At 70.5% G+C, this 25,426-nt stretch carries 26 protein-coding genes and 1 tRNA gene; 9 read left to right on the top strand and 18 right to left on the bottom strand.

Translation table 11 applies throughout. From position 1 onward, the window contains the following. Nucleotides 1-200 precede the first annotated feature (200 nt). Both NFR93_RS00685 and NFR93_RS00680 read left to right on the top strand, forming a co-directional pair. Complete coding sequence (locus NFR93_RS00685; RefSeq protein WP_251449386.1) at nucleotides 201-1,481, top strand: HAD domain-containing protein; 1,281 nt, start codon at nucleotides 201-203, stop codon at nucleotides 1,479-1,481. 30 nt (nucleotides 1,482-1,511) lie between these two features. Beyond that, nucleotides 1,512-2,327: a metallophosphoesterase family protein gene (locus NFR93_RS00680; protein ID WP_251449384.1), complete on the top strand. Its 816-nt coding sequence runs from the start codon at nucleotides 1,512-1,514 to the stop codon at nucleotides 2,325-2,327. Between the two features lie 89 nt (nucleotides 2,328-2,416). On the opposite strand, the gene NFR93_RS00675 is transcribed toward NFR93_RS00680, so the two are convergent. After that, nucleotides 2,417-2,974 (bottom strand): hypothetical protein, encoded by a 558-nt coding sequence (locus NFR93_RS00675; RefSeq protein WP_251449382.1) that lies wholly within the window; start codon nucleotides 2,972-2,974, stop codon nucleotides 2,417-2,419. A gap of 181 nt (nucleotides 2,975-3,155) precedes the next feature. Between NFR93_RS00675 and NFR93_RS00670 the strand changes: the two genes are divergently transcribed. The 4 genes from NFR93_RS00670 (at nucleotide 3,156) to NFR93_RS00655 (ending at nucleotide 7,393) form a co-directional block, all read left to right on the top strand. Continuing rightward, on the top strand, nucleotides 3,156-3,479 hold the full coding sequence (locus NFR93_RS00670) for a hypothetical protein (protein WP_251449380.1): 324 nt from the start codon (nucleotides 3,156-3,158) through the stop codon (nucleotides 3,477-3,479). 164 nt (nucleotides 3,480-3,643) lie between these two features. Next, nucleotides 3,644-4,387: a hypothetical protein gene (locus NFR93_RS00665; protein ID WP_251449378.1), complete on the top strand. Its 744-nt coding sequence runs from the start codon at nucleotides 3,644-3,646 to the stop codon at nucleotides 4,385-4,387. 97 nt (nucleotides 4,388-4,484) lie between these two features. Further along, nucleotides 4,485-5,477, top strand: a complete 993-nt coding sequence (locus NFR93_RS00660; protein WP_251449376.1) for a tyrosine-type recombinase/integrase — start codon at nucleotides 4,485-4,487, stop codon at nucleotides 5,475-5,477. Nucleotides 5,478-5,590: 113 nt separating this feature from the next. Then, entirely contained in the window at nucleotides 5,591-7,393 is a 1,803-nt protein-coding gene (locus tag NFR93_RS00655) for a hypothetical protein (RefSeq protein ID WP_251449374.1), read from the top strand. Nucleotides 7,394-7,653: 260 nt separating this feature from the next. Here the strand turns inward: NFR93_RS00655 and NFR93_RS00650 are convergent. After that, a tRNA-Pro gene (locus NFR93_RS00650) sits at nucleotides 7,654-7,727 on the bottom strand. A gap of 108 nt (nucleotides 7,728-7,835) precedes the next feature. Here NFR93_RS00650 and NFR93_RS00645 point away from each other — a divergent pair. After that, nucleotides 7,836-8,444, top strand: coding sequence for a GNAT family N-acetyltransferase (locus NFR93_RS00645; protein WP_251449372.1), 609 nt, complete (start codon nucleotides 7,836-7,838; stop codon nucleotides 8,442-8,444). A gap of 12 nt (nucleotides 8,445-8,456) precedes the next feature. Next, the gene (locus NFR93_RS00640) at nucleotides 8,457-8,828 is read left to right on the top strand and encodes an RNA-binding S4 domain-containing protein (RefSeq protein WP_251449370.1); all 372 of its coding nucleotides are present in this window, start codon (nucleotides 8,457-8,459) and stop codon (nucleotides 8,826-8,828) included. Between the two features lie 15 nt (nucleotides 8,829-8,843). Here NFR93_RS00640 and NFR93_RS00635 read toward each other — a convergent pair whose 3' ends face one another. Continuing rightward, complete coding sequence (locus NFR93_RS00635) at nucleotides 8,844-9,491, bottom strand: TetR family transcriptional regulator (RefSeq protein WP_251449368.1); 648 nt, start codon at nucleotides 9,489-9,491, stop codon at nucleotides 8,844-8,846. Nucleotides 9,492-9,547: 56 nt separating this feature from the next. Here NFR93_RS00635 and NFR93_RS00630 point away from each other — a divergent pair, with 56 nt between their 5' ends. Continuing rightward, on the top strand, nucleotides 9,548-11,038 hold the full coding sequence (locus NFR93_RS00630; protein ID WP_251449366.1) for an MDR family MFS transporter: 1,491 nt from the start codon (nucleotides 9,548-9,550) through the stop codon (nucleotides 11,036-11,038). A gap of 1 nt (nucleotide 11,039) precedes the next feature. On the opposite strand, the gene NFR93_RS00625 is transcribed toward NFR93_RS00630, so the two are convergent. The 15 genes from NFR93_RS00625 to NFR93_RS00555 form a co-directional block, all read right to left on the bottom strand. Then, entirely contained in the window at nucleotides 11,040-11,948 is a 909-nt protein-coding gene (locus NFR93_RS00625) for an NUDIX domain-containing protein (RefSeq protein ID WP_251449364.1), read from the bottom strand. A gap of 40 nt (nucleotides 11,949-11,988) precedes the next feature. Continuing rightward, the gene (der, locus tag NFR93_RS00620; protein ID WP_251449361.1) at nucleotides 11,989-13,527 is read right to left on the bottom strand and encodes a ribosome biogenesis GTPase Der; all 1,539 of its coding nucleotides are present in this window, start codon (nucleotides 13,525-13,527) and stop codon (nucleotides 11,989-11,991) included. Continuing rightward, nucleotides 13,517-14,227, bottom strand: a complete 711-nt coding sequence (gene cmk, locus NFR93_RS00615) for a (d)CMP kinase (protein ID WP_251449355.1) — start codon at nucleotides 14,225-14,227, stop codon at nucleotides 13,517-13,519. Before cmk ends, der begins: the two co-directional genes overlap by 11 nt. Beyond that, the gene (locus NFR93_RS00610) at nucleotides 14,220-15,341 is read right to left on the bottom strand and encodes a prephenate dehydrogenase (protein WP_251449354.1); all 1,122 of its coding nucleotides are present in this window, start codon (nucleotides 15,339-15,341) and stop codon (nucleotides 14,220-14,222) included. The genes cmk and NFR93_RS00610 overlap by 8 nt, the downstream gene beginning before the upstream one ends. Beyond that, nucleotides 15,338-16,126: a pseudouridine synthase gene (locus tag NFR93_RS00605; protein ID WP_251449353.1), complete on the bottom strand. Its 789-nt coding sequence runs from the start codon at nucleotides 16,124-16,126 to the stop codon at nucleotides 15,338-15,340. The genes NFR93_RS00610 and NFR93_RS00605 overlap by 4 nt, the downstream gene beginning before the upstream one ends. Next, on the bottom strand, nucleotides 16,123-16,737 hold the full coding sequence (gene scpB, locus NFR93_RS00600) for an SMC-Scp complex subunit ScpB (RefSeq protein WP_251449352.1): 615 nt from the start codon (nucleotides 16,735-16,737) through the stop codon (nucleotides 16,123-16,125). The genes NFR93_RS00605 and scpB overlap by 4 nt, the downstream gene beginning before the upstream one ends. Further along, entirely contained in the window at nucleotides 16,727-17,530 is an 804-nt protein-coding gene (locus NFR93_RS00595; protein ID WP_251449351.1) for a segregation and condensation protein A, read from the bottom strand. The genes scpB and NFR93_RS00595 overlap by 11 nt, the downstream gene beginning before the upstream one ends. Then, complete coding sequence (locus NFR93_RS00590; protein ID WP_251451407.1) at nucleotides 17,514-18,377, bottom strand: ParA family protein; 864 nt, start codon at nucleotides 18,375-18,377, stop codon at nucleotides 17,514-17,516. Before NFR93_RS00590 ends, NFR93_RS00595 begins: the two co-directional genes overlap by 17 nt. Before the next feature lie 122 nt (nucleotides 18,378-18,499). Then, nucleotides 18,500-19,438 carry a site-specific tyrosine recombinase XerD gene (gene xerD / locus NFR93_RS00585; protein WP_251449350.1) on the bottom strand — a complete coding sequence of 313 codons (939 nt, stop codon included), beginning with the start codon at nucleotides 19,436-19,438 and terminating at the stop codon, nucleotides 18,500-18,502. Continuing rightward, a complete protein-coding gene (locus tag NFR93_RS00580) occupies nucleotides 19,439-20,053 on the bottom strand; it encodes an NUDIX domain-containing protein (RefSeq protein WP_251449349.1) in 615 nt (204 codons plus the stop codon). Then, nucleotides 20,050-21,777 (bottom strand): CTP synthase, encoded by a 1,728-nt coding sequence (pyrG, locus tag NFR93_RS00575; RefSeq protein WP_502846242.1) that lies wholly within the window; start codon nucleotides 21,775-21,777, stop codon nucleotides 20,050-20,052. The genes NFR93_RS00580 and pyrG overlap by 4 nt, the downstream gene beginning before the upstream one ends. 14 nt (nucleotides 21,778-21,791) lie before the next feature. Next, entirely contained in the window at nucleotides 21,792-23,486 is a 1,695-nt protein-coding gene (recN, locus tag NFR93_RS00570; RefSeq protein ID WP_251449348.1) for a DNA repair protein RecN, read from the bottom strand. After that, on the bottom strand, nucleotides 23,483-24,463 hold the full coding sequence (locus tag NFR93_RS00565) for an NAD kinase (RefSeq protein WP_251449347.1): 981 nt from the start codon (nucleotides 24,461-24,463) through the stop codon (nucleotides 23,483-23,485). Before NFR93_RS00565 ends, recN begins: the two co-directional genes overlap by 4 nt. Further along, nucleotides 24,460-25,260: a TlyA family RNA methyltransferase gene (locus NFR93_RS00560; protein ID WP_251449346.1), complete on the bottom strand. Its 801-nt coding sequence runs from the start codon at nucleotides 25,258-25,260 to the stop codon at nucleotides 24,460-24,462. The genes NFR93_RS00565 and NFR93_RS00560 overlap by 4 nt, the downstream gene beginning before the upstream one ends. Continuing rightward, nucleotides 25,257-25,409: a hypothetical protein gene (locus NFR93_RS00555; RefSeq protein ID WP_251449344.1), complete on the bottom strand. Its 153-nt coding sequence runs from the start codon at nucleotides 25,407-25,409 to the stop codon at nucleotides 25,257-25,259. The genes NFR93_RS00560 and NFR93_RS00555 overlap by 4 nt, the downstream gene beginning before the upstream one ends. Nucleotides 25,410-25,426 lie beyond the last annotated feature (17 nt).

Here is a 25,426-nt window from a genome sequence, read left to right as displayed (position 1 = left end):
GCGGGAGCCGGTGCGACACTCCGGGTGGTGACCCCTTCGGGTCACACCCCGGGGTGTCACAACGAGTCCCGATGTCAGCCACCACACGGCAGGAGGTAGGCATGGGGGCGCTCGATCGCTATCGACCGGTAGTGGCACTCGACGTGGATGGTGTGCTGCGAGTGCCTCCGCCACCGTTTCCGGAGTTCGAGGCAGAGTCCGTGACGATCACAATGACCCGTGACGAGTATCCGGACGTCTTCCACTCGCAACCGCCATGGGACTCGACGGGCAAGTGGAGACAGGAGCATTTCTTCTCCGCCGCAGGAGCACGATGGGTCAGGAGCCTCGTCGAGCGGGGCGTCGATGTCCAGTGGTGCACGACCTGGCAGGAGCACGCGAACCGGTACTTCGCGGGCCCTCTGGGTCTGCCCCAGTTACCGGTGGTGCCGGACACGGGTGCGGGATTGTCGGAGACGTCCGCGCAGTGGAAGGCGCGGAACATCGCGGCCGCTACCGCAGGACGTCCGGTGCTGTGGGTCGATGACCGTCCCGGGCCGCTGCGGCATCACCGAGGGCGTCTGGATCGGACCCTCACCTACGTGCATCGGGTGACCGACCCGCACACGGGGATCACGGCCCAGGACGTGGCGGTGATGTCGGAGTGGTTGGAGCTGGTCAGCAGCCGGGAGGGGCAGGGGGAGTTGCGGCGGCGGCAACATGGGCAGATGAATCAGCGTCGGAGGCAGCGGATCCAGGAACGGTGGGGCACCGTCGAAGGTCACGCCCGCTGGGTCAGCGCCCGGGCGGCGCTGACCCAGGCGTTCCCGTCAGACAGCGACACCGCCCGGTACCTCGCCGCCCTCGCCCGCGCCCAGGTTCTCGACATCGAAGAGCTCCAGCACGCGTACCGACAGAACCCGCACCCGGATGACCCGTCGTGGTCAACGGTGCTGCGCCTGGTCGGCACCCTCCACCGGTACCGCGGCGGCCGGCTCCGCGCCGCTACCGGAAACGCCTTCTGCCGCAGCACCGGCCTAACCCAAGAAGAGAAGCAGTTTGCCGTCGAGGGCGGGGTCCCTCCGCTGCTCCCCGACTCCCCCGAACAGAACGATCACCTCAAACGCACACTCGACCCACCCGGAAACGCCGGCGGTGTGGCGTGGGCATCGACGGGTGAGTTGGCGAGCAAGTGGGGGGTGTCGGCGTCCACGGTCCGGGCGCGACGGGCGCGTGGGGAGATCATCGCCGACGCCACCGCGCAGGGACTGATGTTCCCCGTCTGGCAGTTCGATCACACCGGGCGGCCCCTCCCCGGGCTGCATCAGGTGCTGCTCACCATCGCGGCGCCGGGCAGACCCACGAAGGACGTCACAACGATCATGACCACGCCATGGGAAGAACTCGACGGAACTACCCCTGTCGATTGGCTGCAGCAGGGCCGCGACCTCACTTGGCTGCTGGACCTGCTCTGGGAAGCGGACAACCTCACACGACCCTAGTGAGCGACATAACGACGAAGAGGAGGCCGCGTGAGGGTGTGGGAGACGGCGGACAGCATCGACCTGCCGGCGCAACGGGTCGCGGTGTGCGGGGACTGGCACGGCAACACCGGGTGGATCCGGCGCGTGGCACGGGCGATCAGCCGTATCGCGCCCGGGATGGACACGATCCTGCAGGCCGGGGATTGGTGGACCCACCCCGAACGCAGCGATGACAGTTTCCTCACCGCCGGGATCACCCGCGTGTACGTCACGCTCGGCAACCACGAACCCTGGAACCAGCTGACCCCATTGCTCGACGCGCACCCCGGGCACGCAGTGCGGGTGTCGGCAGTGACCTGGATCCTGCCTCGCCCCTACCGGCTCACCATCGGAGGTCGACGCATCCTGTCCCTCGGAGGCGCGACCTCGGTGGACCGGCGGTGGCGCACCGAAGGACGAGACTGGTGGCCCGACGAGGAGATCACCGACGCCCACGTCGCCGCCGCGATCGCTGGCGGTCCCGCCGACATCATGATCACCCACGAATCCCCGGCCCATACCCCTGTCCGCGCCGTCGGCGACTCCCTCCGCATCAACCCCCTCGGCCTCGACAGGGACACGCTCGCCGCCTCCGCCGCCTCCCGCAGAAGAATCACGGACGTGTTCGACGCCGTCCGCCCCGAACTGCTTCTCCACGGCCACATGCACGCCCCCGGCGGCGGCATCACCGCCGACGGACGCCGCGTCATCAGCCTCGGCTGCGACGGCCAATACGGCCACGCCTCGATCGTCGACCTCCACCGACTACACATCCACACCCTCACCCTGCACGACATCCGTACCGCCGGAGCCCCACCCGCATGAGGGTTGCTCCACAAGGGACAAGGGCGGCTTGTTGTAGGGGGATCCGAGCCGGCGTTGCTCGAGGTCCGCGCCGACAGGGACGACTCTCGTCAACGGGGGCGTGGATCGTGGGCGAGGAGGAGGCTCAGTTGTCGGGTTTGTGCGGGGGTGAGGTTTCCGAGTTGCAGTCGGCGGAGCTGACGGCCGAGCCATCGCGCGAGAGCGAACTCCTCGGTGTCGTCGGCGTTCAGCCGGGGCAGCTGTCCGCTTTCGGCTCGGTGTGCGTGGCAGGCGATGAGGTGGCGGTGCCAGTTCGCGCCGCGAAGATCCCACACGAACGCCGGTGACACCTCGAGCCGGCCGAGCTGGTATCCGTTGAGGTGCTCCTCGAAGCGTCTCTGATACCGCGCCCATTCGCCGAGGTGACGTTCGGCGGCGGGGAGGGTGCTGCGCGCCCGGGTGTTCTCGCGTGGGGTCCGGTCGTGCTGCTCCCAGAACCGTTCGTATGCCCTCAAAGTGAGGATCCATTTGGTCGGCCGGACGTACACCACCGGAACACCCGAGAGGAAGTGCTCGGCGGCTGCGGCGTAGCGCGCGGCGGCGGTGTCGCCGGGGTCGGCGGCGCGCCAGATCGCGTCCGCCATCGCATGGAGGTGGGGTTCGTTCACGACGGTCCGGTGGTCCTTTCGGGGACGCGGAGGTGCGCCCCATGGACCTATGCGCAGTGGGTGTGCGCCGTGTGACCGCGCGGCGTGGCGCTGTCGTTGTCGCTGAGTCGGCGGACTCGGGCATGCGCGGATTCGTACCGTGGCGATGTCGACGAAGCCGGTATACCGAAGGGGGTTGGACGTGGACGCTGCGCTCTCGGAACCGTTTCTCACCGATGACATGAGCGGCGTACACCTGGTGGAGACCGACGACGGGACCGTGTTGCGTGTCGACCTTGACACCCGCACAGTCGCCACCTTCCCCACCTCCGGCAGTCCGATTCAACGTCGCAGTCGTGAAGAGGTGGACCTCGTCCTCCTCGCCACCTGCCGTGTCGGGGAGCCGATGGTGCTTCTGCTCGACCTCGACATCCCTGGCGTCTGGTTCACCCGGCGCACCACCGAACCTGTCGCTGGCATCCTGCGAGGGGTACCGCGTCCCCCTCGATCGGGGGCGGGGAGGTGAACCAGCCCACGCCAACGCCCGGGAGCGGCTCGGGGTTGTCAGGCCCCGCAGATCCGACGCCCTACCGGCCGGTGAAAGCCGGCGCGTACTGGACTGAGCTCGAACCAGCAGTCACAGGCGCCGTGGCCGTTGCGGCCCGCAGGTTGAACCGGGACGAGCGCAGCTTGTTCCCGCCTGCGACCGCGTTCGCACTGTGGGCGTGGCAGACGCGGGGTATCCCCGCCGAGATGGATCGGATCTTCCGGCGGCGTCTGGTGGAGGAGTTCGTTCACCGCGGGATGCCCGAGTTCTCTCGCAGCAGCCGCGCCACGTACCGGTCGACGCTGCTCGCCATCGTGGAGGCGGTGACACCCGCGCACGACAGGACGCTCCCCCTTCCGAGATCGGAGCCGACCCCGCCGTACACGATCGCGGAGGTGGCGTCGCTGAGGAGCTGGGCGCTGCGACAGGGTCGTCCGAGTCGGCGTCGTGATGCGCTCGTGCTGCTCGCTCTCGGCCTGGGCGCGGGACTTGCCACCCGTGAGCTGCTGGCGGTCCGAGGCACCGACCTCGAGTGGCGCAGCGGGATCCTCCATGTCGCGGTATGGGAGTCGCGGGCACGCCTCGTGCCGGTGCTTCCGCACTGGACGGCACCGCTCATCGACTCCCTCGACGACGAACGAGACCGCTGGGTGTTCAGACCCGGACGGCAAGGAGTCCGCGGCGCTCAAGTGACCGACTTTCTCCACCGGGGTCAGCAGACCGACCTGGACGTGCGGCCAGCCCGGATGCGCACCACCTGGCTGCTGACACACCTGCTCGCCGGCACCGCCCCGCAAGAACTGCTCCAGATCGCGGGGCTGGAGAACCACGCCGCGCTGGACCGGATCGCGAAGTTCGTCCCGCCGCCGGTTGAGCCCGTGGACTGACAACCGGTCGAGCGCCGCGAAGCCAGGGTGGCAGGTCATGAGAGGAGCCGATCAGCTCGCCGCGCGGGTTTTTCGAGCCGCCGCGTACATGCTCGGCATGACCGCAAAACACCGACTCAACGACATCCTCCGCGACGCCGACACGTACGCGCACCTGCGCGACATCAACCCCGAGATGCCCGACTTCGTCTGGCACATCATGCTCGGCTACCGCCCACACGTCAGCTCGGTCCAGTGGGATGCCGTCCGCGACTTCACCCTCGCCGCCGCCGTCGCGCTTCGCCCCACCACCTACGACTCCACCCGACGCCTGATGACGATGTCAGCCCGCTTCCACGCCTGGCTATGGGCGACCAGCGGCATCGAACTGACCGTCGACCGCGTCTACACACAGAACAACATCGACCTGTACCTGCAGAACCAGCTCGGTCGGCGCTCCAAGACCCACAAGTGGGGCGTCGCCCGCCAGCTCGTCGCGAACGGCCGCGCGCTCACGGATGCCGAGTTGAAGGGACTGCCCGCCCCTGACCTTCGGCTTCGCGCCCCGTTCACGACGCCGCAGATCGCGACGATGCACAGTTGGGCAAACAGCCTCACCACGCTGAAGAAGCGGCAGAACGCCTGGGGGCTGCTCGGACTGGCTGGCGGCGCCGGACTCCGCGCCGAAGAGATTGTCGACACCACCGTCGGCAATATCGACGCCGTCAACGGTCGCGTGTTCGTCAACGTGCCCGGCCCGCATCCCCGCCGCGTGCCGGTACGGCACGCCTGGGCACGCGTACTCCTTCGCAGCATCGAGGGCCGCAACGCAACGGACGCCGTGTTCCGGGGCCCGTACATCGAGGAGTATCCACCCCGTATCATTCAAGTTTTCCTCACCGACCACCCCGCACTTGTGCGGCCGACACCGAGCCGCCTCCGCGCGAGCTGGCTCATTCACCACATCGACAGCGGCGTCCCCCTCCCGGTGCTGAAGGAAGTCGGCGGTTTCGACAGCTACCACACGCTCTTCCGCTACCTCGAACTCGCCCGTCCCCTCACGGCCTCCGACTTCACCGGCCTGCTCATCGGCGAGGAGATCGTCCGATGACCGCCGGCGACGTCGACTACCTGATTCCCGGGTATGACCTCGACATCGGCGGCATCAGCCCCGCCGAGGTCTTGGGCCGCGGCAGGAACACTGACCTCATCGACGACGCCACCGTGGCGCTCGCCGAAGCCCGCGTTCGGAAGGCCGGTGTTCTGGAGCGGCTCGACCAGTGGGCTTTCGAGGACCGGAACACCGACGGCATGGGCGGCAGACCCGCCATGATCTCGTCCCGGGCGGTGCTCACCGCATTCCTCCTCCTGGCGCGGGAGAGCTCGCCGATGCATGTGCGCCGCGCGGCGCTACTGCTTCAGGTCAGGCTCTCACCCGCGTCGCAGGAACTGCTCGGACTTCCGCAGAGCAACCGCGACCTTGTCGACCCGAGCGTCTCGAAGGACCGCTGGTACAACAACACCATGCGCGCCTTCCAGCGGATGAACTCGCTCATGGACCCGTATCCCCAGGAACGCTACACAGCGAAGACGCACGAGATGATCCAGGCCATCCTCGACGCGCACGACCCGGTCCGCGCGGCCAAATACAAGGCACGGCTCAACGAATACACGCGCCTATTCCTTCGCATGACCGTCATGGAACAGCCCCGCGCCATCCGCCGCCGATACAAGAAGCTCGACCTGTCATTCGACCAGACCTATGTCGGCACGCCCACCACCCGCGGCTTCTCGCACAACACCATCAAAGACAAGATCGCCGTTGAACGCAGGACGGCCGACTTCGGCCAGATCGCCCCTGGCCCCGTGGACGCATTCGCCGGCTGGCACGTCGGGAACGGCGAACGCACCGACTACAAGCGCGGCGAAGTCGACCAGACCAACCCCAAGGACAAGGCCAACGCCGGCAAGGTGTTCGACTGGGGATGGGTAGCCAACCTCGCCGTCAGGGTGGACTCTGAGGAGCCCGGCAGCAAGCGATTCCCCACCATCGTCGTCGCCGCAAGCCTCAGCATCCCCAACCGCGAAGTCGCTGAGGAAGCCGTCGACCTGCTCCGGGCGGCCACGACGCTCGGAATGGAGCCCGGAGTCGCTGACGCCGATAAGCAGTACTGGGCAAACAGCGTGCCCAGCCGCCTGCTCGAACCCGCCCTCGAGACCGGCTTCACCCCGTCCACGGAATACCGTGCGGACCGACTCGGGGTGCAGGGCGGTCAGCACGGCGCCCTCGCAGTCGAAGGCGACATGCTCTGCCCCAACACGCCGAAGCCGCATGTCACTGCGACCCCCGACGTTCAGAAGGGCATCATCGACATCGCGACCTATAAGGCACGCATCAAGGAACGGAAGGCATTCGCAGCGCACGTCAAGGAGAAGGCGAAGACGCCCGGTGGAAAGGTGATTCTGCGATGCCCCGCACTTGGCCCGAGCCCGACCGTCACCTGCCCGCTCCGAGAGACGATGGTGTCCGCAGCGAAGAAGGCACGTCCGCACGTCGAGCCCGAAACCCTCGAGAGGGAGTTCCTCGACAAGATATGCACACAGGACTCTGTAGCATTCGACCTCACCGCCATGCGGCAGCCGGCACAGGCCTTTGATTACGGCACCGACGAGTGGGAGGAGTTCCACCACCACGCTCGCAATACTGTCGAGTCCGAGAACCAGCAGCTGAAGGCATCTGGCGACGAAGACATCGAAACAGCCGGCCGCCGGCGCGTCCGCGGGATCAGCGCAGCGCAGATCATCATCACGGTGCTGCTCGTCAATCACAACATCCGCAAGATCGCATCCTTCCTCGACGACGAGCAGCGACGGGAGCGCAAGACAACTCCGGCCGCACCGGCACCTCCGCGCCGCCGCGAACGGTGGGCGAACAAATACACCAAGACCACAGGCAACGGCGACATCCGCGTCTACAACACGAAGGACCTCAAGCGCACCGCGGAGCCACAACCCCTACGAACGTGACGGCGACCCTCGCCCGCTGACACCGCCGACGCCAGACGAACGGCAAGCTCACCCGCCGGACCATCGGACATCCGGCGAGCCCGAAAACTCCCCGCAGCGACCCGAGCGCGGAAGTGACCCGCAATCGGCGTCTACGACCCGCCCGAAACCAGCGTCCAGACGCCAGGCAACACGAAGGCCCCCCGCGAATCGCGGGGGGCCTTCGTGTTTTCCGACCTAGTCGAGCTGTTCTGCTATCAGTTCTGCCAACAACCCTCCGGTCGGGATGACAGGATTTGAACCTGCGACCCCTTGACCCCCAGTCAAGTGCGCTACCAAGCTGCGCCACATCCCGGACGTCGTCACCTGCGTGAAGACAACTCCCCTATCGTAGCCGCTCCGGGGACCGCCCGCGAACCGAGACACTTGCCGCATGTCGGATGCCGCGACTACGGTCGCCGCCATGACCGAACACACCGCAGGTGTCACCATCGAACCGGCCACCGCCGACCGCTTCGACGACGCTCAGCACGCGCTGACCGGCGGAGGCGACGGCAAGAGCTGCCAGTGCCAGTGGTGGACGATCACCAGCACCCGGTTCAACGCGACCTCCGCCGACGAGCGCCGCACGATGCTGCGAGACGAGATCGCCGCCGGGCCGCCGCCCGCCCTCATCGCCTACATCGACGGCGAGGCGGCGGGCTGGGTGCGGGTCGGCCCCCGCACGGCTCAGCCGCGCCTCGGTCGGACCAAGGCGTACGCCACCGTGTCCGAAGAGCCGTGGGACGACCCGGCCGTGTGGGCGATCAGCTGCTTCGTCGTGCGGCGGGAGCACCGCGGGCGGGGGCTCAGCGCACATCTGCTCGACGCCGCGGTGCAACATGCGCGCGACAACGGGGCGAGAGTCGTAGAGGGCTACCCCGTCGATCCGGATGCCGGCCACGCGCACTCCGCGAACAGCCTGTACCACGGTGTGGTGAGCACCTTCCGCGACGCCGGCTTCCGCGAGGTGGGCCGCTCCCGCGCCGACCGCGCCGTCATGGCCCTCGACCTGGCGGCACCGCGGGTTTGAGATCATGGTCGGATGACCGCAACCGCCCGCGTCGACGCCTGGCTCTGGGCCGTGCGCGTCTACAAGACCCGGTCACTGGCCACGACGGCATGTCGCGCGGGGCACGTGCGGGTCAACGGCGAACGGGCCAAGGCCGCTCAGCCGGTACGGCCGGGCGATGAGCTGCGCGTCCGTATCAACGGCTTCGACCGGATCCTCGTCGTGAAGACGACGATCACCAAGCGGGTGGGCGCCGCGCTGGCGGCAGAGGCCGTCGAAGACCGCACGCCCCCGCCGCTCCCGCGCGAAGAGACGCCGTTCGTCCCCATCCGCGACCGCGGCGCCGGCCGCCCGACCAAGCGCGAGCGCCGCGACCTCGACCGCCTGCGCGGTCGCGACGACTGACCGGAACGACCGCGCTCAGCCGGCGAAGTGCTCGGCGAAGCCCCGCACCGCCCCACGCAGGTCGAGATACACCGAACGGGGCGCGACGTCGTCGCCCGCATCGCGCCGGCGCGCCCACACGTCGAAGGTCTGCCGGCCGAGCGTCCCGAACAGCGCCACGAGCAGTTTCAGCGAGGCGGGGTCCGCCCCCGACGACCCCGCAAGGGCTTCCGCCAGCACCTGCGCCTGCTCGGCGTCACGGCGAAGGGCCACGGCGAGCAGCGCCGGCTCGGAGAAGATCAGCGCGTGCAGCCGGCGTCCGCGGGTCTGGCCCTCGACGTCGCCGGCGACGATGTCGAACACGGCGAGCCAGCCCGCCTCGAGCGCGGCGGCGGCCGACGCGCCGGCGTCGAGCGCCCGCAGCGTCTCGCGCACGAGCAGGTCGCCCTCGGGGTCGTCGAGGAACGCCGCCTGCTCCTTGGTGGCGAAGTACCGGAAGAACGTCCGCGGCGAGATGCCGGCGGCATGCGCGATCTCGTCGACCGTCGTGGCGTGGACGCCCTGTCGCTCGAAGAGGTCGAGAGCGGCATCCGAGATCTCGCGCGTCGTCTCGAGGCGGCGTCGCTCGCGCAGGCCTACGGGCGCGTCGACCGCGTCGTCGTCCACCACCGAGGAAGTGCTCATCCCGGCCCAGTGTACATCAGGTGCCAACTTGACAGTGTCTGCCATAATTGCAGGTGATGACTCTTGAAGACTCGCGCACCGCGTCCACTCCGGTGCCCACCGCCCCCGCCGTCGATCGCCGCACCGGCTCGGTGATCGCCCTCCTCGTCGCCTCGGCCTTCGTCGTGATCCTCAACGAGACGATCATGAGCGTCGCGCTCCCCCGCCTCATGAACGACCTCGCCATCACCGCGAGCACCGCCCAGTGGCTGACCACCGGCTTCATGCTCACCATGGCCGTCGTGATCCCGCTCACCGGCTTCCTGCTCGCGCGCTTCCCCCTGCGGAACATCTACTTCACCGCGATGGGGCTCTTCACCGCGGGAACCCTGATCGCCGCGCTCTCACCCGGCTTCGAGGTGCTGCTGGCCGGCCGCATCGTGCAGGCGTCGGGCACCGCGATCATGATGCCGCTGCTGTTCACGACGGTCCTCACGATCGTCCCCGCCACCCATCGCGGCCGCATGATGGGTGTCATCTCCATCGTGATCGCGGTCGCCCCGGCCATCGGGCCCACCGTGTCGGGCATCATCCTCTCGGCGCTCGACTGGCGCTGGATGTTCTGGCTCGTCCTGCCCATCGCCGTCCTGGCGATCGCCCTGGGCGCGGTGTGGGTGCGCAACGTCACCGAGACCGTCCCCGCGACCCTCGACGTCCCCTCGGTCATCCTGTCGGCGCTCGGCTTCGGTGGACTCATCTTCGGCCTCAGCTCCATCGGCGAAGCGGCGTCGGGCCACGCGCCCGTCCCGGTGTGGATCCCGCTGGTGGTGGGCGCGGCCAGCCTGATCACCTTCGTCGTCCGCCAGATCCGCCTGCAGAAGACGGATGCCGCACTGCTGGACCTCCGCACCTTCCGGTCGCGCACCTTCAGCCTCGCGGTGTCCCTCGTCGTCGTGGTGTTCGCCGCGCTGTTCGGCTCGCTCGTGCTGCTGCCGATCTACCTGCAGCAGGTACTGGGCCTGGACACCCTCGCCGTCGGCCTGATGCTGCTTCCGGGCGGCATCCTGATGGGCGTCATCGCGCCGATCGTCGGCTCGCTCTTCGACCGCTTCGGACCGACCCCGCTCGTGATCCCGGGCATGGCCGTGGCCGCCGCCGCACTGTGGGGCATGGCGACCTTCGACGAGGGCACCACGGTGGCGTGGGTGATCGCCGTGCACGTCGCCCTCAACCTCGGCCTCGGCTTCGTCTTCACCCCGCTCATGACGTCGGCCCTGGGGTCGCTCCCGCGCCACCTGTACCCGCACGGCAGCGCGATCGTCGGCACCATCCAGCAGGTCGCCGGCGCCGCCGGCACGGCCCTGTTCGTCACGCTCATGTCGGTGCAGGCCGCCGCATCCGCCTCACGCGGCGCCGACGCGGTGGCCGCGACCGCCGACGGCGTGCACGCCGCGTTCCTGGTGGGAGCCATCATCGCCACCGCCGCCGCGGGACTCGCGCTGTTCGTCCGCAAGCCGGTCGAGCCGTCGGACGCGGTCCCGGGGGACGCTCCCGCGTTCGCTCACTGATTCAGGATGCCGGGGTCACCAGGTCCAGCAGCCATCGCGCGCCGCGGACCGTGCCCCCGGCATCCGTCACGCGGGCGGCGAGCTCGCGGTCGCTGGTGACCACCGTGACCTGCTCGCCCCGCCCGAGCCTGCGGCGGGTCTCGGCCACGATGGCATCGTCTCCGGATGCCGGAGCCCGCACCACCTCGACGCGACCGGCAGCGGGAGCCTGCCGCGCCTGACCTTCGACGACCGCCGCGATCGCCGGGAACCAGCGGTGCTCCGAGAGCCCGAGCTCACCGCCCGGGATGCCGTCGACCTCGAGCCCCGCCACGCGCGCGATCAGGCGCTCGGCCGCTCCGCGGCGATCGCGCCACCACCCGTCGGGGACGGCGCCCATGACGTTGGCGACGTCGACCACGAGAGCGGGCCGCACCTCGAGCAGCTCACGAAGCGCCGGCCACGAGGCGGCGAACCCCGGGTGCAGTGGCCGGGCGACGACCTCTTCGACGGGAACCCACGCCAGCTCGACGCTCTCGGGGTCGCTGATCACCGGCTCGAACGGCCGCTCGACGTCGGCGACGAGCGTGGCGTAGCTCCAGTAGTCGAGGTCGAGGACGCTCAGCAGGCGCGGCCGCACGGCCCCGTCGGGCACGCCGGCCTCTTCGGTCGCCTCGCGGATCGCGCCGTCGGTCGCCGACTCGCCGTCATGGCGCGCGCCGCCGGGCAGCGCCCACGTGCCGCCGAAGTGGCTCCACGACACGCGATGCTGCAGCAGGATGCCGCGCTCGGCGTCGTGGGCCAGCAGACCCGCGGCACCGAAACGCCCCCAGTACCGCTCTCCGGTGGGGGCGACGACCCAGGCGTCACCCGGGTCGCGCGGCCCCGTGCGGGGCGGCGGGCCCCCGGCATCCGGCTGTCGCGTACTCACCGTGTCAGCCTGACACACCACCGCACCGGCGGCGCCGGCCTCAGCGCTGCCGGCGCTCGCGCACCCGCATGTTGATCACGATCGGCGAACCCTCGAAGCCGTACAGCTCGCGCAGTCGTCGCTGGACGAAACGGCGGTAACCGGCATCCAGGAAGCCCGTCGTGAACAGCACGAAGGTCGGCGGACGCGTCGACGCCTGGGTGCCGAACAGGATGCGCGGCTGCTTGCCGCCGCGCAGCGGGTGCGGATGCTCGGCGACGAGCTCGGACAGGAACGCGTTGAACTTACCCGTCGGGATGCGCTGATCCCACGAGTCCAGCGCCGTCTCGAGCGCGGGCACCAGCTTCTCGAGGTGACGTCCGGTCTTGGCCGAGATGTTCACGCGAGGCGCCCACGCCACGTGGGCGAGATCCTGCTCGATCTCGCGCTCGAGGTAACGACGGCGATCGATGTTCTCCATGTCGTCGTCGTTCAGGCGATCCCACTTGTTGAACGCCAGCACGAGCGCGCGGCCCGATTCGAGCACGAGGTCGATGATGCGCACGTCCTGCTCGCTGAGCGATTCGCTCACGTCGAGCACGACGACGGCGACCTCGGCCTTCTCGAGCGCCGCCGAGGTGCGAAGCGATGCGTAGAAGTCGGCGCCCTGCTGCAGATGCACACGACGACGGATGCCGGCCGTGTCGACCAGGCGCCAGAGCCGCCCGCCGAGTTCGACCACCTCGTCCACCGGGTCGCGAGTGGTGCCGGCGAGCTCGTTCACCACGACGCGCTCCTCGCCGGCTGCCTTGTTCAGCAGCGACGACTTGCCGACGTTCGGGCGACCGAGGATCGCCACGCGACGGGGACCGCCGATCTCGCCGCGTGCAACGGTCGAGACCTCGGGGAGCTTCTTCATGATGTCGTCGAGGAGATCCGCGACACCGCGGCCGTGGATGGCCGACACCGGGTACGGCTCGCCGAGCCCGAGGTTCCACAGGGCGGCGGCCTCGGGCTCCTGGCGGGCGTCGTCGACCTTGTTGGCGACGAGGAACACCGGCTTGCCGCTCTTGCGCAGCAGTCGCACGACGTGCTCGTCGGTGGAGGTCGCCCCCACCATCGCGTCCACGACGAACAGCACCACGTCGCACAGGTCGATGGCGACCTCGGCCTGCGCGGCGACCGAGCGATCGATGCCCCTGGCGTCGGGCTCCCACCCACCGGTGTCGACGAGCGAGAACCGGCGGTTCATCCACTCGGCCTTGTAGGTGACGCGGTCGCGCGTAACGCCCGGGGTGTCTTCGACGACCGCCTCGCGACGGCCGAGGATGCGGTTCACCAGCGCCGACTTGCCGACGTTCGGGCGGCCGACGATCGCGACCACCGGAAGGGCGGGAAGGATCTCGATGCCCTCGCCGCCGTCGACCAGGCCCGCCAGCAGCGCGGCATCCTCTTCGTCCAGCTCGTAGTCGTCGAGGCTCGCGCGCAGGGCCGCCGCGCGCTGGTCCGCCAGCTCGTCGTCGATCTCGTCCAGCGTCTCGGCGAGGTGGTCCTCGCCATACTCGTCTTCGGTTCCGTGTTCGGTTCCGTCAGCTGCCATGTCGTGCTCCCGCCTCTGTGGGGATGGCCCGTCCGACGACGCCGAGGACGGCGTCGACGGTCTGGGCGAAGTCCAGTTCGCTCGAATCGACCACGGTCACGCCCGGTGCCGCGGTGAGGAAGTCCACCACCGCCGAATCCGAGGCGTCGCGCTTGGCCATCGCCTGGGCGACCTCGATCGCATCCTGCGAGGTCAGCTCGGCGCTGCGCCGCGCCGCCCGCACCTCGGGCGAAGCCGTCAGAAGGATGCGCACAGGTGCGTCGGGGGCGACGACGGTCGTGATGTCGCGGCCCTCGATGACCACGCCCGGCGTGCCCGCCCGCCCCGCCAGGGCACGGAAGAGCGCGCTCGCGGACTGGCGGACGGCGGGCACCCGGGCGACGCCGCTGACGGCGTCGGAGACCCGGGGCTCGCGGATGGCCTCGGTCACGTCGGTACCGCCCACGCGCACCCAGAAGTCGTCGGGGTCGGTCGAGACCTCGTACTCGAAGTCGCCGGTGACCTCGAGCACGCTCGTGGCGTCGGATGTGTCGACCCCGTGGTCGAGGGCGTGCCACGCCAGCGCGCGGTAGGCGGCGCCGGTGTCGAGATAGCCGTAGCCGAGCCGTCGCGCGACCTCTTTCGACACGCTCGACTTGCCGCTGCCGGCGGGACCGTCGATCGCGACGATCACCGGATCGGTGTGGACGGAGTCAGTCATTGGTGGTGCTCGCAATCTTCCATCCGCGGGCGTCGAGCCCGTCGATCGCCCGGCGGACGGCGGTGGGGGCGACGCTGATCTCGGCGAGACCGAACTGCGCACCCGGGGAGTGCTCCAGGCGCAGGTCCTCGACGTTGACGTCGAGCTCGCCGAGCTCGCCGAACAGCCGGCCGAGCTGGCCGGGGGTGTCGTCGACCATGACGACGATCGTCTCGAACCGGCGGTTCTGGCCGTGCTTGCCCGGCAGCCGCTCGACGCCGTCGTTGCCGCGGCGGATCGTGTCGGCGATCGCGCGGCGCGCTCCGGGGGCGTCGGGTGCCCGGAGCGCGGCGGCCACGTCGGTGAGGTCGGCGGCGAGGGCGTCGAGGACGTCCACGACCGGGGTGGCGTTCGCCCCCAGGATCTGGACCCACAGCTCGGGCGCCGACGCCGCAATGCGCGTGGTGTCGCGCACACCCTGCCCGGCGAGGCGCAACGAGCCGTCGGGCGCGTCGACGAAGCGGCCCGCGAGCAGGCTCGCGACCAGCTGGGGCACATGCGAGACGAGCGCCACGGAGCGGTCGTGGTCTTCGGGCGACATCTCGATCGGCATCGCGCCGAGATCCAGCGCCAGGCCCTCGACGAGGGCGAGATCGGATGCCGAGGTCTCTTCGTCGCGGCACACGACCCACGGCCGGCCGACGAAGATGTCGGCTCGGGCGGCGATGGCTCCCCCGCGCTCGCGGCCGGCGAGGGGGTGCGAGCCGATGTAGCGGGCGATGTCGACGCCACGCTCGCGGAGCGTGCGCAGCGGCTCGAGCTTGACGCTCGCGACGTCGGTGACCACGGCATCCGGGTACGCGGCGAGTTCGCGGGCGATCACGTCGGCGGTGACGTCCGGCGGCACGGCTACGACGACGAGGCTCGGCCGGTCGTCGTCTCGGGCGGCGCGTCCGGCGCCGTAGTCGACGGCGAGCCGCAGCTGCGCCGGCGAGGTGTCGGACAGGGCGACGTCGACCCCGAGCCCGGTGAGGGCGTGGCCGATGCTCGACCCGAGCAGGCCCGCTCCGACGATGCGAACCGTGCCGTGAACGCGCGCGCGCACGCGCGCGGACGCTGTCGCGGTATCGGTCACGTGTTCTCCTGATCGCTGCGACCCTCGGACGTCGGGTCGCCGGTCGCCTGGCGCGCGAGAGTGAGCAGCGCGCCCCGCTCCACCTTAGTCAACTCGCGCGCCTCGCCCGCTGGAAGGGTTCCCAGGTGCAGCGGGCCGAACTGCCGCCGCACGAGCTCGACGACGGGGTGACCGACCGCGGCCATCATCCGCCGCACGATGCGGTTGCGCCCGGAGTGCAGGGTCAGCTCGATGAGCGACCCGCCGCCGGCGTCCGAGCTCGAGAGCAAGCGCGCCTTGTCCGCGGCGATGGGGCCGTCCTCCAGGTCGATCCCCCGCGTCAGCCGGGCGACGGTCTGGGGCGTCACCCGCCCTTCGACCTTGGCGATGTAGACCTTGGTGACGCCGAACGACGGGTGGGCGAGCACGTGCGAGAGCTCCCCGTCGTTGGTGAGGACGAGCAGGCCGCTCGTCTCGGCATCCAGTCGCCCGACGTTGTACAGCCGCTCCGGCCAGTCCTTCGTGAACCGGCGCAGGTCGGGACGCCCTCGGTCGTCGCGCATCGAGCTCACGACGCCGGTGGGCTTGTTGAGCATGACATAGCGCTTGGTCTGGTCGAGCTGCACGGCGGTGCCGTCGACGTCGATCAGGTCGGTGTCGGGGTCGACGCGCGAGCCGAGCTCGGTGACCACGGCGCCGTTGACCCTCACGCGCCCGTCGACGATCAGCTGCTCGGCGACGCGGCGCGACGCGACGCCGGCGTTGGCCAGGGCCTTCTGCAGCCGGACGCGGCCCTCGTCGCTCATCGGATCACCTCCGCGTCGAATCCCTGCGCGCCGTCGTCGAGGAGGGGCGAGATGTGGGGCAGCTCGTCGAGGGAGTTGATGCCGAGGTGCACCAGCAGCGCGTCGGTGGTGCCGTAGTGGATCGCGCCGGTCTCCGGGTCGGCGAAGCGCTCCTCGATGAGGCCGCGCGACAGCAGCGTCCGCACGACGGAGTCGACGTTGACCGCGCGGATCGAGGCGACCTGACCGCGCGTGACGGGCTGCTTGTAGGCGATCACCGCGAGGGTCTCCAGCGCCGCCTGCGACAGGCGCGACGGCGCCTGCGAGTTGACGAACTCGCTCACCAGGTCGTCGTGCTCGTCCCGCACGTAGAGCCGCCAGCCGCCGCCGACCTCGCGCAGCTCGAAGCCGCGGCGCGGACCCCCGGCGAGTCCGTCGTAATCCGCGACGAGCCCTTCGATCGCCTGGCGGACGGCGGGCACGGGCGCCGAGACCGCGGTGGCCAGCGCCACCAGACTCTGGGGCTCGTCGACGACGAGCAGGATGGCCTCGAGCCGGCGGGCCACGTCGGCGGTCGTCCGCGGCCGCGCCGACGCGTCGACGTCATCGGTGGTGGTCGTGTCATCTGTCATAGTCGGCCCCCAGGGTCGCGAGGTTCTCATCGGACCACCGGTCGGCGGTCCAGCGCAGGGTCAATTCGCCGAGCGGCTCCAGCTGCTCGAAGCCGATCGCCGCGTGACGGTAGAGCTCGAGCACCGAGATGAACCGCGCCACGACGACACCCGGCTGCGAGACCCCGGCCACGAGCTCCCGGAAAGTGAGCGTTCCGGCATCCCGCAACAGGGTGACCACGACGGCGGCCTGTTCCCGGATGCTGATCAACGGCGCGTGCAGGTGATCCAGTCGCACCGACGGGATCTCCTTCGGCGTCATCGCCAGCAGCGCGAGGGCGGCGAAGTCGTCGGGGCTCAGCGTCCACACGAGCTCGGGGACGGCGTTCCGGTACTTCTCGTCCAGGCGCACCGCGCGGACGTGTCGGCGCTCTTCGCGCTCGAGGCATCTCGCGAACCACGTCGACACCTCTTTGAACGCCCGGTACTGCAGCAGGCGGGCGAACAGGAGGTCGCGCGCCTCGAGCAGCGCCACCGACTCGGCGTCGACGAACTCGCCCTGCGGCAGCAGTCCCACGACCTTCATGTCGAGCAGTGTCGCGGCCACGACGAGGAATTCGGACGCTTCGTCGAGATCACCCTCGGGCCCGGCGTCCCGCAGATACGCGATGAACTCGTCCGTCACCCTCGACAGCGACACCTCGGTGATGTCGAGCTCGTGCTTGGAGATGAGGTTCAGCAGCAGGTCGAACGGACCGTCGAAGTTGGTCAGCGAGACCCGGAACCGGTCGGGCTCGTCAGGCGACGGCGCCACGCGAGACCAGCTCCCGGGCCAGTCGCAGGTACGCCTGGGCGGCCGCGTGCTCGGGCGCGAACTCGGTGATCGGCATGCCCGACACCGACGCGTCGGGGAACTTCACCGTGCGCCCGATGACCGTCTCGAGCACGTCGTCGCCGAACGCGTCGACGACCCGTTCGAGCACCTCGCGCGAGTGCAGGGTGCGCGGGTCGTACATGGTCGCCAGGACGCCGTCGAGGGTGATGGCCGGGTTCAGGCGGTCGCGGACCTTGTCGATCGTCTCGATCAGCAGCGCCACGCCGCGAAGCGCGAAGAACTCGCACTCGAGCGGGATGATGACGCCGTGGCTGGCGGTCAGCGCATTGACGGTGAGCAGCCCGAGCGACGGCTGGCAGTCCACCAGGATGACGTCGTACTCGCCCGACACCTTGCGCAGCGCGCGCGAGAGGATCTGCTCGCGTGCCACCTCGTTGACCAGGTGCACCTCGGCGGCTGAGAGGTCGATGTTCGCCGGCATCACGTCGAGGTTCTCGACGGAGGTGTGCACGATGACCTCGTGCGGATCCTTCTTGGAGTCCAGCAGCAGGTCGTAGATCGTCGGGATCTCGTGGGTCTGGATGCCCAGGCCCGCCGACAGCGCGCCCTGCGGGTCGAAGTCGACCGCGAGCACCTTGCGGCCGTAGTTGGCGAGGGCCGCCGCGAGGTTGATGGTGGTCGTCGTCTTGCCGACGCCGCCCTTCTGGTTGCACAGGGCGATGATGCGCGCGGGGCCGTGGCCGTCGAGCTTCGGCGGGGTCGGGAAACCCTGGTAGGGACGACCCGTGGGACCCATCGGGGTGTCGCCCACCGAGGCCTTGGCCATCCCTCGCTTGCTGCCCGGCTTGCTGACCGCCACCGACTCTCCTGCCTTCGCGTACGTTCGCTCGATTCTAGTCACGCCGGTTCGCTTCGCCCGCGAGGCGCAACGCGCGGGGGCGGGATCGGTCAGCGCGCGCGGGGGTGCGAGGTGGCGTAGACGTCGCGCAGCGCGTCGACGCTGACGTGCGTGTAGATCTGGGTCGTCGCCACCGAGGCGTGGCCGAGGAGCTCCTGCACGACGCGGACGTCGGCGCCGCCCTGCAGCAGGTGGGTGGCGAAGGAGTGCCGCAGTGTGTGCGGCGACACGTGCGCGGTCAGCTGCGCGCGCTCGGCCGCCTGCTGGATCACCGCCCACGCGCTCTGGCGCGACAGCGGCGCGCCGCGCACGCCCAGGAAGAGCCGAGGCGTCGCACGCCCGCGCCGCGACAGCTCGGGCCGCACCCGGGTGAGGTAGGCCTCGACCGCGCGCTGCGCGTACGAGCCCACCGGCACGATGCGCTCCTTGTCGCCCTTGCCGCGCAGCCGCAGGACGTCGCGGTCGGCGACGTCGTCGACGTCGAGCTGGATCACCTCCGACACCCGTGCGCCGGTCGCGTACAGCAGCTCGAGCAGAGCCCGGTCGCGCACGCCCGCGAAAGCCTCGGGTCCGGTCGCCGCGGCCGGATCATCCGAGGGCGCGGGGCCCGCGGCATCCAGCAGGGTCTCGACCTGGTCGATCGTCAGCGCCTTCGGCAGGCGACGGGGCAGCTTCGGGGGGCGCAGTCGTCCGGCCGGATCGGCCTCGTCGATGCCCTCGCGCACCAGGAAGCGATGCCACCCGCGCACCGTCGACTGCAGCCGCGCGATGCTGGATGCCGCCACCGGCGGCTCGGCGCTCGCACGCTCCGCCGTGAACCGATTCACCAGGTCGGCGGTCACGTCGGCCGAGTCCTCGACACCCTGCGCGCGCAACCATCCGACGTAGCCGGCGAGGTCGCGCCGGTACGCGGCGACGGTGTGCTCGGACAGTCCGCGCTCGATCGTGATGTGCCGGAGGTACCGGTCCACCCCGCGATCGAGCCGCATTCACTCCCCCGCGCTGGCGCGGCGTCGCAGCGTCTCGGCCGCGGCGAGGACTCCGGCCACGAGGATGCCGTTGCGGAGCCTCCCGGCCAGCACGCCGTCGACGGCGTCGGCGAGGGGCACCCATTCGAGCCGGATGTCGGCCTCCTCCGCCTCGCGCGGGTGCGGGGTGTGATGCGCCGACAGGCCCCGGGCCAGGAACAGGTGCACCACCTCGTCGTTGCCGCCCGGCGTCGTGAAGATGCTCACGAGGGGCTCGCACGTCTCGGCGACGAGGTCGGCTTCCTCGGCAAGCTCGCGGAGGGCCGTCTCGCGCGGCGACTCCCCCGCGACGTCGAGGAGCCCGGCGGGCACCTCCCAGTCGCGGTGCCGGATCGGATGCCGGTACTGCTGGATCAGCAGGACGCGCTCGTCGTCGTCGATCGCCACCACGGCGGCCGCGCCGGGGTGGTCGACGTACTGGCGGACGATCTCGTCGTCGCCGTAGCGGATGGTGTCGCTGCGGACGTCCCACACCCGCCCCTCGTACACCAGATCGCTGTCGACGACGTCGGGGTCGACCGGCTCGTCGCGCAGGTCGGCGCCCGCGCCGGCGACCGCTGCGGCGCGATCCGTCACGCGCGCGCCTCCTGCGCGTCGTCGAAGGGCTCGACATCGAACAGCTCGCTGGCGCGGTGGCGTTCGAGGGCCGCGCCCACGAGTCCCCGGAACAGGGGGTGCGGCTCGGTGGGCCGCGAGCGCAGCTCGGGGTGCGCCTGCGTGGCGATGTAGTACGGGTGCACGTCGCGGGGCAGCTCGACGAACTCGACCAGGTCGAGGTCGGGGTTGACGCCCGAGAACACCAGACCGGCCTCGGCGATCTGCTCGCGGTAGCGGTTGTTGACCTCGTACCGGTGGCGGTGGCGCTCCTGCACGAGCGTCGACCCGTACACCTCGGCGGCCAGCGAGCCGTCGGCGAGGTCGGCGGGGTACAGCCCCAGCCGCATCGTGCCGCCGAGGTCGCCCCGGTCGAGGATGTCGACCTGCTCGGCCATCGTGGCGATGACGGGGAACTCGGTGTCGGGGTCGAACTCGCTCGAGGACGCCCCCGCGAGACCGGCCATGGTGCGGGCGTACTCGATGACCATGCACTGCAGGCCCAGGCAGATGCCGAGCGTCGGAATGCCCTGCTCGCGCGCGAACCGCAGTGCGCCGAGCTTGCCCTCGATACCGCGGATGCCGAACCCGCCGGGAACGATGATGCCGTCGAGCTCGCCCAGCGCCTTGGCCGCGCCCTCGGGCGTCTCGCACTCGTCGGACGGGATCCACCGGATGCTGACGTGGGTCTCGTGCGCGAAGCCGCCGGCCTTGATCGCCTCGGTGACCGAGAGGTACGCGTCGGGCAGGTCGATGTACTTGCCGACGAGGCCGATGGTCACCTCGTGCTTGGGGTTGTGGACGGCGCCGAGCACCCGCTCCCACCGGGACCAGTCGACGACTCCGGCCCGCTCCAGGCCGAGCGAGCGGACGATGTACTCGTCCAGCCCCTGGTCGTGGAGCATCGAGGGGATGTCGTAGATGCTCGGGACGTCGACGGCGTTGACCACGGCATCCTCATCGACGTCGCACATCAGGGCGATCTTGCGCTTGTTCGACTCGGTGACGGGCCGGTCGCTGCGCAGCACGAGTGCGTCAGGCTGGATGCCGATCGAGCGGAGGGCGGCGACGGAGTGCTGCGTGGGCTTGGTCTTCTGCTCGCCCGAGGCCCCCATGAAGGGCACGAGCGAGACGTGCACGAAGAAGACGTTGCCGCGCCCGAGCTCGTGACGGATCTGCCGGGCGGATTCGATGAAGGGCTGGGACTCGATGTCGCCGACCGTGCCGCCGATCTCGGTGATGATGACGTCCGGCTGAGGGCGCTCATCCGCTTGCAGGCGCATGCGCCGCTTGATCTCGTCGGTGATGTGCGGAATGACCTGCACGGTGTCGCCGAGGTACTCGCCGCGACGCTCCTTCGCGATCACCTGCGAGTAGATCTGGCCGGTGGTGACGTTGGCCGCCTGGCTGAGCTCGATGTCGAGGAAGCGCTCGTAGTGTCCGATGTCGAGGTCGGTCTCGGCGCCGTCGTCGGTGACGAAGACCTCACCGTGCTGGAACGGGTTCATCGTCCCGGGGTCGACGTTGAGGTAGGGGTCGAGCTTCTGCATGACCACCCGCAGTCCCCGCGCCGTGAGGAGGTTGCCGAGACTGGCCGCCGTGAGGCCCTTGCCCAATGAAGAAACGACACCGCCGGTCACGAAGATGTGCCGAGTGGTGCCGATCGAAGAGCCGTCCGAAATACTTGCCGATTGAGTTTCCGCCACGGGCTTTTATCCTATCAGTCGGGCTGGACCCGGAGGCCCAGCAACTCGCGCGCGTGGGTCAGGGCGGCGTCGGAGTCGGGCATGCCCGACAGCAGTCGCGCCATCTCGGCCTCGCGGTCCGGTCCTTCGAGGCGCCGGACATCCGACGCGGTGACCGAGCCGTCGCTGGCCTTCACGACGGTCAGGTGATTGGTCGCGAACGCGGCGACCTGGGCGAGGTGCGTGACCGCGATGACCTGCGCGGACTCGGCCAGGCGGGCCAGGCGCCGACCCACCTCGATGGCGGCGGCACCGCCGATCCCGGCATCCACCTCGTCGAAGACGAACGTGGGGACCGGATCGGTTCCTGCGATGACCACCTCGATGGCCAGCATCACCCGGCTGAGCTCCCCGCCCGAGGCCCCGCGCGAGACCGGGCGCGGCTGGGCTCCCGGGTGCGGGGCGAGAAGGATGGCGACGTCGTCTCGTCCGGCCGCGGTCTCCGGGCCCGGCCCGACGTCGACGGTCACTGTCGCATCGGGCATCGCCAGGGCTCGCAGCTCGGCGGTCACCGCCGCGCCGAGGCGCTCGGCGGCGCTCCGCCGCGCTTCGGTGAGGATCTCGGCCGCCTCGTCGAGGGCCGTGGCCGCGGCATCCCGCTGCGTCGTCAGCCGCTCGATGCGGTCGGAGTCGTCGTCGAGCTCGAGAAGACGCTCGGAGCCGGTCTGAAGCAGGTCGATGGCCGCATCGAGCGAGCCGTGCGTGCGCGCGAGTCCGGCGAGCACGGCGCGGCGCTCCTCGACGGCGGCGAGCTCGTGGGGTCCGGTCTCGTCGAGGTCGGCGAGGTAGCCGGCGAGAGCGGCCGCGAGGTCGGCGGCGCGGTAGCCGAGATCGGCCGCCTGGGTCGCGAGCTCCTCCAGCAGCGGGTCGTGCGCGGCGCGCTCGAGCTCGCGCCGCGCGGCGCCGAGCAGCGTGAGCGCATCGGGTCCGCCGGCCTCACTCGAGAGGGCGTCGTGCGCGGTCGCCGCAGACAGCCGCAGCTCTTCGACGTTCGCGAGCCGCTCGGCGCGAACCGCCAGATCGGCGTCCTCGCCCGGCTGCGGCGCCGCCTCCTCGATCTCGACGATCTGCGTGCGCAGCTCGTCGGCTTCGCGGGCTCGCGATTCGCGATCGCCGGTCAGTCGCGCCAGTTCGCTCTCGAGTCCGCGGGCCCGTTCGTAGGCGTCGCGGTAGGCCGCCTTGACCGCGTGCAGGGCCGGACCCGCGAAGCGGTCCAGCGCATCGCGTTGGGCGACGCCGGAGCGGAGGCGCAGCTGATCGGACTGGCCGTGCACGACGACGAGGTCGTCCGCCAGATCCGACAGCACGCCGGCCGGCGCCGCACGACCGCCCACCGAGGCACGGCCCCGGCCCTCGCTGGAGATCGACCGGCCGACGAACAGCTCGGCGCGACCGTCGCCCAGCGGCTCGAGGTCGCCGCCGGCTTCGCGCACCCGCTCCGCCACCGAGCCGTGCTCCGGGACGATCCACACGCCGTCGACCGACGCCTGGGACGCGCCGGCGCGCACGGCGCCGGAGTCCGCCCGCTGGCCGAGCAGCAGCCCGAGGCCGGTGACCACCATCGTCTTCCCGGCCCCCGTCTCACCGGTGATCGCGGTGAATCCGGGGCCGATGGGCAGCGTCGCCTCGGCGATGACACCGAGGTCGCGCAGTCGCATCTCCTCGATCACGCCGCGCCGCCGCCTTCGACCGGCGGGGCGGATGCCGGTGACGAGCCGTTCGAGATCCCGTTGGAGATCGTGGGGCCCCGCCACCCTTCCACCGGAAGCCGGAACTTGCGCACGAGCCGGTCGGTGAACGCGGCCGGGTGCAGGCGTGCGAGGCGGACCGGGCGCTCCGAGCGTCGCACGACGACGCGGGCACCCGGCGGAAGGTCGTGCGAGCGGCGGCCGTCGCACCACAGCACACCGTCGCCTCCGGTGCGCTCCAGCAGCTCGATGGCCACGGCGTGCTGCGGGCCGACGACCAGGGGCTTGGCGAACAGGGCGTGCGCCGACAGCGGCACCACCGAGATGGCCTCGACGGTGGGCCAGATGACGGGGCCGCCGGCAGAGAAGTTGTACGCGGTCGATCCGGTCGGCGTCGAGACGACGACGCCGTCGCAGCCGAAGCTCGACAGCGGTCGGGCGTCCACCTCGATGACGACCTCCAGCATCCGCTCGCGGCTCGCCTTCTCGACGGTCGCCTCGTTGAGGGCCCACGTCTCGTAGACGACGGCGTCGGCGGAGTCCTTCACCCGCACCAGCAGCGCCATGCGGTCCTCGACCCCGTAGTCCCTGGCGATCACCCGGCGCACCGCGTCGTCCATGTCGTCGCGCTCGATCTCGGCGAGGAAGCCGACGTGCCCCATGTTGATGCCGAGGACCGGCGCCGTGCCGTCACGGACGAGCTCGGCAGCGCGCAGGATGGTGCCGTCACCCCCGAGCACGATCGCCAGCTCGACGTCGGCGACGGCGACGTCTTCGCCCAGTACCGCGGTCTCGCCCAACGCCGGGACGATCGCCGAGAGCTCCTGGTGGTCGGAGGGCGCGAGGACGGGGCGGGCGCCCGCGCCGCGCAGAGCGGCGATGACACGCTCGGCCGCCTGCACGGTGTCGTCGCGGCCGGCGTGGGCCACGACGAGGATGCTGCGGTCGTCGGCTGTCATGTGCTCCCCGTCAGTCGGTTCACGATGTCCAACCATTCTGTCGGATTGGTTCCGCGACCCGGCGCGAGGTGGACGATGTACTCGGCATTGCCGTGCGTGCCCAGGATCGGGGAGGAGACGACGCCGCACGTGCCGAGACCGGCATCCCACGCCGCCCACAGCACCGTCGCGACGGCGTCCGCGCGCAGAGCTGCGTCGGTGACGAGCCCGCCCCGGACGGCGGTGCGGCCGACTTCGAACTGGGGCTTGACCAGCAGCACCGCGTCCCCGCCGGGCGCGATCACCGCGTTCACCGCGGGAAGCACATGCGTGAGCGAGATGAAGGACAGATCACCGGTCACGACGGCGGGCGCTTCATCGACACCGGATGCCGCGGCCAGCGTGGCGGGCGTCATATAGCGCACGTTGAAACCCTCGACGGCGACGACCCCCGGGTCGGCCTGCACGAGCGGCGAGAGCTGTCCGTGGCCGACGTCGACGGCGATGACGGACTGCGCGCCGCGCTCGCGCAGCACCTGCGTGAACCCGCCGGTCGATGCGCCCATGTCGAGGGCGAGACGACCCCGCACAGCGACGCCGAACGCGTCGAGACCGGCGATGAGCTTGTGCGCCGCGCGGCTGACGTAGTGGTCGGTCGCGGCGACCTCGAGGGCAGCGTCGTCGTGCACCCGCGTGGACGCCTTGACCACCGGGACACCGTCGACGGAGACCACGCCCTCTGCGATGAGCGCGGCAGCGTGGGTGCGCGAGCGGGCAAGGCCCCGCGCGGCCAACGCCGCGTCCAGGCGCTCCGTCATGGACGGGACACGCCGGCCGGCCCGGATTCCAGCCGGCGGGCGAGGGCGTCGTGGAGCGCCTCGTACGCTTCGGCGCGCTGCGCCAGCGGCTGGGACTCGATGATCTCGAGATCACTCAGCAGGTCGCTGCGGTCCGTCGCGGGTTCCATCCCCTCAGGATACGTGC

This window comes from Microbacterium sp. Marseille-Q6648 (assembly GCF_943181415.1).
Taxonomy (GTDB): Bacteria; Actinomycetota; Actinomycetes; order Actinomycetales; family Microbacteriaceae; genus Microbacterium.
Note: the sequence above shows the minus strand (reverse complement) of the source record. Positions and strands in the feature narration are given on the sequence as shown.

What these genes read in the sequence shown, in the direction of transcription:
- xerD (WP_251449350.1), bottom strand. Translation starts at nt 19,438, where the DNA reads ATGCGGCTCGATCGCGGGGTGGACCGGTACCTCCGGCACATCACGATC.
- scpB (WP_251449352.1), bottom strand. Translation starts at nt 16,737, where the DNA reads ATGACAGATGACACGACCACCACCGATGACGTCGACGCGTCGGCGCGG.
- NFR93_RS00640 (WP_251449370.1), top strand. Translation starts at nt 8,457, where the DNA reads ATGACCGCAACCGCCCGCGTCGACGCCTGGCTCTGGGCCGTGCGCGTC.
- NFR93_RS00560 (WP_251449346.1), bottom strand. Translation starts at nt 25,260, where the DNA reads ATGACGGAGCGCCTGGACGCGGCGTTGGCCGCGCGGGGCCTTGCCCGC.
- NFR93_RS00565 (WP_251449347.1), bottom strand. Translation starts at nt 24,463, where the DNA reads ATGACAGCCGACGACCGCAGCATCCTCGTCGTGGCCCACGCCGGCCGC.
- der (WP_251449361.1), bottom strand. Translation starts at nt 13,527, where the DNA reads ATGGCAGCTGACGGAACCGAACACGGAACCGAAGACGAGTATGGCGAG.
- NFR93_RS00630 (WP_251449366.1), top strand. Translation starts at nt 9,548, where the DNA reads ATGACTCTTGAAGACTCGCGCACCGCGTCCACTCCGGTGCCCACCGCC.
- NFR93_RS00605 (WP_251449353.1), bottom strand. Translation starts at nt 16,126, where the DNA reads ATGAGCGACGAGGGCCGCGTCCGGCTGCAGAAGGCCCTGGCCAACGCC.
- NFR93_RS00645 (WP_251449372.1), top strand. Translation starts at nt 7,836, where the DNA reads ATGACCGAACACACCGCAGGTGTCACCATCGAACCGGCCACCGCCGAC.
- NFR93_RS00635 (WP_251449368.1), bottom strand. Translation starts at nt 9,491, where the DNA reads ATGAGCACTTCCTCGGTGGTGGACGACGACGCGGTCGACGCGCCCGTA.
- NFR93_RS00660 (WP_251449376.1), top strand. Translation starts at nt 4,485, where the DNA reads ATGACCGCAAAACACCGACTCAACGACATCCTCCGCGACGCCGACACG.
- NFR93_RS00555 (WP_251449344.1), bottom strand. Translation starts at nt 25,409, where the DNA reads ATGGAACCCGCGACGGACCGCAGCGACCTGCTGAGTGATCTCGAGATC.
- NFR93_RS00590 (WP_251451407.1), bottom strand. Translation starts at nt 18,377, where the DNA reads ATGGCCAAGGCCTCGGTGGGCGACACCCCGATGGGTCCCACGGGTCGT.
- cmk (WP_251449355.1), bottom strand. Translation starts at nt 14,227, where the DNA reads ATGACTGACTCCGTCCACACCGATCCGGTGATCGTCGCGATCGACGGT.